The 4,671-nt window shown below is 71.2% G+C and carries 6 protein-coding genes; 4 read left to right on the top strand and 2 right to left on the bottom strand.

Annotated features, from left to right (window positions below; all coding sequences use genetic code 11):
- Positions 1 to 99: 99 nt before the first annotated feature.
- Positions 100 to 1,479: a Fe-S cluster assembly protein SufB gene (gene sufB, locus VF468_19035; GenBank protein ID HEX5880386.1), complete on the bottom strand. Its 1,380-nt coding sequence runs from the start codon at positions 1,477 to 1,479 to the stop codon at positions 100 to 102.
- Positions 1,480 to 1,550: 71 nt separating this feature from the next.
- Complete coding sequence (locus tag VF468_19030) at positions 1,551 to 2,243, bottom strand: winged helix-turn-helix transcriptional regulator (GenBank protein HEX5880385.1); 693 nt, start codon at positions 2,241 to 2,243, stop codon at positions 1,551 to 1,553.
- Between the two features lie 227 nt (positions 2,244 to 2,470).
- On the opposite strand from VF468_19030, the gene VF468_19025 reads away from it, so the two are divergent.
- From VF468_19025 to VF468_19010, 4 genes are all read left to right on the top strand, one after another.
- Positions 2,471 to 3,238: a dihydrodipicolinate synthase family protein gene (locus VF468_19025; GenBank protein ID HEX5880384.1), complete on the top strand. Its 768-nt coding sequence runs from the start codon at positions 2,471 to 2,473 to the stop codon at positions 3,236 to 3,238.
- A gap of 69 nt (positions 3,239 to 3,307) precedes the next feature.
- The gene (locus VF468_19020) at positions 3,308 to 3,625 is read left to right on the top strand and encodes a metalloregulator ArsR/SmtB family transcription factor (protein ID HEX5880383.1); all 318 of its coding nucleotides are present in this window, start codon (positions 3,308 to 3,310) and stop codon (positions 3,623 to 3,625) included.
- Positions 3,618 to 4,265 (top strand): SRPBCC family protein, encoded by a 648-nt coding sequence (locus VF468_19015; protein HEX5880382.1) that lies wholly within the window; start codon positions 3,618 to 3,620, stop codon positions 4,263 to 4,265. Before VF468_19020 ends, VF468_19015 begins: the two co-directional genes overlap by 8 nt.
- A gap of 38 nt (positions 4,266 to 4,303) precedes the next feature.
- Positions 4,304 to 4,570: a hypothetical protein gene (locus tag VF468_19010; protein HEX5880381.1), complete on the top strand. Its 267-nt coding sequence runs from the start codon at positions 4,304 to 4,306 to the stop codon at positions 4,568 to 4,570.
- The last annotated feature ends 101 nt before the right edge of the window (positions 4,571 to 4,671 follow it).

The following is a 4,671-nucleotide window of genomic DNA, read 5'->3' as shown; positions in this document are numbered from 1 at the left end:
AACCAGTCGGGGTCCCCGAGCGCCCGCGACCAGGCGGTCACGGTGTCCGGGTCGAGGTCCTTGAGGGTCAGTGTCTCGATGCTCGCGTCGGTCATCGGGTTATCCGACCGCCCCTTCCATCTGCAGGGCGATGAGGCGGTTGAGCTCGAGCGCGTACTCCATCGGCAGTTCCTTGGAGATCGGCTCGATGAACCCGCGGACGATCATGGCCGTGGCCTCGGCCTCCGACAGCCCCCGCGACCGCAGGTAGAACAGCTGGTCGTCACCGATCTTGGACACGGTGGCCTCGTGCCCGAGGGTGACGTCCTCCTCCTTCACGTCGGTGTAGGGGTAGGTGTCGGAGCGCGACTCCTCGTCCAGCAGCAGGGCGTCGCAGCGGACGTTGACCTTCACCCCGGGCGAGCCCTCCTCGACCTTGACCAGGCCGCGGTAGGAGGTGCGGCCGCCGTCGCGGGAGATCGACTTGGAGACGATCTGGCCGGTGGTGTTGGGGGCGGCGAAGGTGAGCTTGGCCCCGGCGTCCTGGTGCTGGTTGTTGCCGGCGAAGGCGACCGAGAGGATCTCGCCGTGGGCGTGCTCGCCCAGCAGCAGCACGGCCGGGTACTTCATCGTCAGCTTGGAGCCGATGTTGCCGTCGATCCACTCCATGGTCGCGCCCTCGTAGGCCGCGGCCCGCTTGGTGACCAGGTTGTAGACGTTGGTCGACCAGTTCTGGATGGTGGTGTAGCGGACCTTGGCGTGCGGCTTGACGATGATCTCGACCACGGCCGAGTGCAGCGAGTCCGAGGAGTAGATGGGCGCGGTGCAGCCCTCGACGTAGTGCACGCTGGAGCCGGGCTCGGCGATGATCAGGGTCCGCTCGAACTGGCCCATGTTCTGGGAGTTGATCCGGAAGTAGGCCTGGAGCGGGATCTCGACGTGGACGCCCTCGGGGATCCAGATGAACGACCCGCCCGACCACACGGCCGAGTTCAGGGCCGCGAACTTGTTGTCGTTGGGCGGGATCACCGTGGCCCAGTGCTCGCGGAACAGCTCCTCGTGCTCCTTGAGGGCGGTGTCGGTGTCCAGGAACAGGACGCCCTGCTCCTCCAGGTCCTCGCGGACCTTGTGGTAGACGACCTCGCTCTCGTACTGGGCGGCAACCCCGGCGATCAGGCGTTGCTTCTCGGCCTCGGGGATGCCCAGCCGGTCGTAGGTGTTCTTGATGTCGGCCGGCAGCTCCTCCCAGGAGGTGGCCTGCTTCTCGGTCGCCCGCAGGAAGTAGAAGATGTTGTCGAAGTCGATCTGGTTCAGGTCGCCGCCCCACTGGGGCATCGGGCGGCGCAGGAAGTAGTCGAGCGACTTGTGCCGGAAGGTCCGCATCCACTCGGGCTCGCCCTTCATCGCCGAGATCTCCTCGACGACGTCGTGGGAGAGGCCCCGCTTAGGAGTGAAGACCGAGTTGACCGGGTCGTGCCAGCCGTACTTGTAGGCGCCCATGTCGACGTTCTCCGGGACGGGGTTGATCCGCTCCGGCGCCTCGGACGTCAGGTCTCGGGCTTCGGTTGCCATCAGGCTGGGCTCCTTGCTGCCTTGCGGTTCGGTGTCGGGGTGGTGCGGTTCGGTGCTCGTCTGCCTCGCGTGCCGAGGTCGATGCGGGTCTCGCAGCGCACGGCGCCATCGACGATGGTCGTCTCGCGCTCGACCCTTGTGCCGAGCAGGCGCTCGAACAGCTCGGCCTCGGACGCGCACAGGTCGGGCAGCTCGGTGGCCAGGTGCTCCACCGTGCAGTTGTGCTGGCAGAGACGCAGGCCGCCGTCGGCGGGCTCGACCTCGGCCATGAAGCCCTGCTCGTTCAGGACCTCGGCCAGGGCGTCGGTCCGCTCGGCAAGGGTAGCGCCTTCGACGCGTCCGGCGTAGCTGGCCGCCAGGCGCTCGTTCCGCCAGGCCAGGAACTGGGCCAGGGTGGCCGCGTCCTGTCCCTTCAAGAAGGCCAGCGCCTCCCGGGCGACCTCGTCGTAGTGCCGGGGAAAGGTCTCCAGGCCGGCGTCGGTGAGCCGGTAGACGGCCGCCGGCCGCCCCCGCGTGGCCTTCTCGGTGCTGGAGCCGACCAGCCCGTCCCGCTCCAGCAGGGCGAGATGTCGGCGCACCCCCACCGGGGTGAGCTGGAGCAGCTCGGCCAGCCGCGGCGCGGACAGCCGCCCATGCCGCCGCAGCAGCACGAGGATCCGCTCCCTCGTCCCGCCGGGTCGTTCTGGCGTCATGGCGTGTGTTGCCCCTTCCCAGATTTTGGAAACATTGATGTTTCCTTAGCCAGTTTACGCAGCTTGCCGGGGGGGAGCAAACCCACAACGGGGGGCCCGTGACCGGGTCGGGGTCCGCCTCGCCGCGGTGGGCACGGGGCCCGCTTCCCCGCCCTCGCACCCGGGGCCGCTAGGGTGGGCGAGAGCGGCGGATGGGCCGGGGCCGGAGCGCGAGGAGGCGTGGCGAGATGCCGGAGCCACTGTTCACGGGGGTCGGGGTCGCGCTGGCGACGCTGTTCGACGACCAGGGCGAGGTCGACGCCAAGGCGACCGCCGAGCACGCCGCGACCCTGGCCGGGCTGGGCGTCCGGGCGGTGGTGGTGGCCGGCTCGACCGGCGAGGCGTCCGCCCTGACCACCGAGGAGCGGGTCGCCCTGCTGACCGAGACCCGCAGGGCCGTGCCCTCCGAGGTCCCGGTGGTCGCCGGCACCGGCGGCCCGTCGGCCCGGCAGGCCGCCGCCTTGACCCGCACCGCCCGCGAGGCCGGCGCCGACGCCGTCCTGGCCCTCTGCCCGCCCCGCAACAACGACCCCCGCCCCTACTACGACGCCGTCGCCGAGGCCGCCGGCGACCTGCCGGCCCTCGCCTACCACTTTCCCCAGACCGCCCCGCCCGGCATCCCCGTCGAGGCCCTCCCCGACCTCCCCGTCCAGGGCATGAAGGATTCCAGCGGCGATCCCGAACGCCTCCTGGCCGAGCTCGAGGTGTTCCACCGCCCGCTCTGGGTGGGCGCCGCCCCGATGGTCCTCATGGCCGGTTCCCTCGGCATCGCCGGCGCCATCCTCGCCGTGGCCAACGTCGACCCCGAGCACGCCATCGCCGCGTTCGCGGGCGACCCCGATGCCCAGCGCGCCCTCCTCCCCGCCCACCGCCGGGTCAAGGCCCGCTTCCCCCACGGCCTCAAGGACGCCATCGCCGACCGCTTCGCCACCAGCCGGGCCACCCGGTTGGGCTGAGGCCCAGCCTGGCCCATGCATATGTCTAGCTAGACATATACCTGGAGAGAGATATAGGCTTCCCCGAGCATGTCCGCTTTCCAGGTGCTCGCCGAGCCGCACCGCCGGCACATCCTCGACCTCCTGCGGGAGGGCGAGCGGTCGGTGAACGAGCTGGTGCTCGGGCTCGGTCTCAGCCAGCCCGGCGTGTCCAAGCATCTGCGGGTGCTGCGGGAAGCCGGGCTCGTGCGGGTCCGGGTCGATGCCCAGCGGCGCCTCTACGCCCTCCGCGCCCAGCCCCTCACCGAGCTCGACGAGTGGCTCGAGCCCTACCGGAGGCTCTGGGGCGAACGCCTCGACGCCCTCGAGCAGCACCTGGACCAGACCCGAGAGGAGCCACATGACTGAGGACCGGCCCGTCGCCGACGGCATCGTGGAGAAGCGACCCGACGGCTCCACCCAGGTCCGCTTCGTGCGCCGGCTCCCCCACCCGATCGCCCGGGTCTGGGCGGCCCTGACCGACCCCGCCGAGCTCCGCAGGTGGTGGGGCGACGCCGACCTGGACCTGGCCGACGGAGGCCGGTTCGCGTTGCGCTGGTTCAACACCGACGATGACGGCAACGTCGCCACCCTGGACGGCGCCATCACCGAGCTCGACCCACCCCGCCTCCTCGAGATCACCGCCGCCTGGGGTTCCACCGGCTCCGGCGACCCAGGTGCCCCGACCACCCTCACCTGGGAGCTCGACCCCGACGGCGACCACACCCTCCTCCGCTTCACGAACACGGTCACCCAGCCCACCGGCGCCCCAGGCCCCGGCGACCCTACGGCCGCCGACACCAGCACCGCCGCCGGCTGGCACATGCACCTCGACGCCCTGGCCACCATCCTCTCCGGCGGCGAGTTCGACCTCGCCCACCCCGAACCCCTCTACGAACCGGTCCACCAGGCCTACACCGAGAAGTACGGCCCGCCGCCCGAGGAGGACCCGGCCAGCCACCCCGCCGCCGTGACGGACACAGCAGCCTCGTCGCCTCCGGTGGCATGACCGGCTCGCCGGCGTCGCTGCTGGTCGATACTGGCTCCATGAGCAGGTCCGCAGGTGAGGGGTCGGGGCCGCCGTGGTCGCTGCTGGCCGGGGTCCTGTTCGACGCCGGCGACGTGCTGGTGCGGCCGACCTCTCCCGACGACGCCCCCGCCACCGAAGCCTGGCGGCGCTGGTTTGGAGGTCCACGGTTCGTGGCGACGATCCACTGGCCCCCGCACGTCCAGACCCCCTCGCGGCCGGCTTCCGGGGCGCCGTCGTCGATCGCAACGCGGAGGCGCCCGGCATTCCCGGGCTCAGGTACCTGACCGACCTCCACGACGTCGAACGGCTGGTCATGGCTGCCACCCTGCCCCCCGCACCGGCCTGACCGACATCGCAGCCTCGTCACGCCGCGTGCCTGGCGAGG

This window comes from Actinomycetota bacterium (genome assembly GCA_036280995.1).
Lineage (GTDB): Bacteria > Actinomycetota > CALGFH01 > CALGFH01 > CALGFH01 > CALGFH01.
Note: the sequence above shows the minus strand (reverse complement) of the source record. Positions and strands in the feature narration are given on the sequence as shown.

Bases quoted from the DNA above. Each gene is read 5' to 3' on its own strand.
- VF468_19025 (HEX5880384.1), top strand. From the start codon at position 2,471: ATGCCGGAGCCACTGTTCACGGGGGTCGGGGTCGCGCTGGCGACGCTG.
- VF468_19020 (HEX5880383.1), top strand. From the start codon at position 3,308: ATGTCCGCTTTCCAGGTGCTCGCCGAGCCGCACCGCCGGCACATCCTC.
- VF468_19010 (HEX5880381.1), top strand. From the start codon at position 4,304: ATGAGCAGGTCCGCAGGTGAGGGGTCGGGGCCGCCGTGGTCGCTGCTG.
- VF468_19030 (HEX5880385.1), bottom strand. From the start codon at position 2,243: ATGACGCCAGAACGACCCGGCGGGACGAGGGAGCGGATCCTCGTGCTG.
- sufB (HEX5880386.1), bottom strand. From the start codon at position 1,479: ATGGGCGCCTACAAGTACGGCTGGCACGACCCGGTCAACTCGGTCTTC.
- VF468_19015 (HEX5880382.1), top strand. From the start codon at position 3,618: ATGACTGAGGACCGGCCCGTCGCCGACGGCATCGTGGAGAAGCGACCC.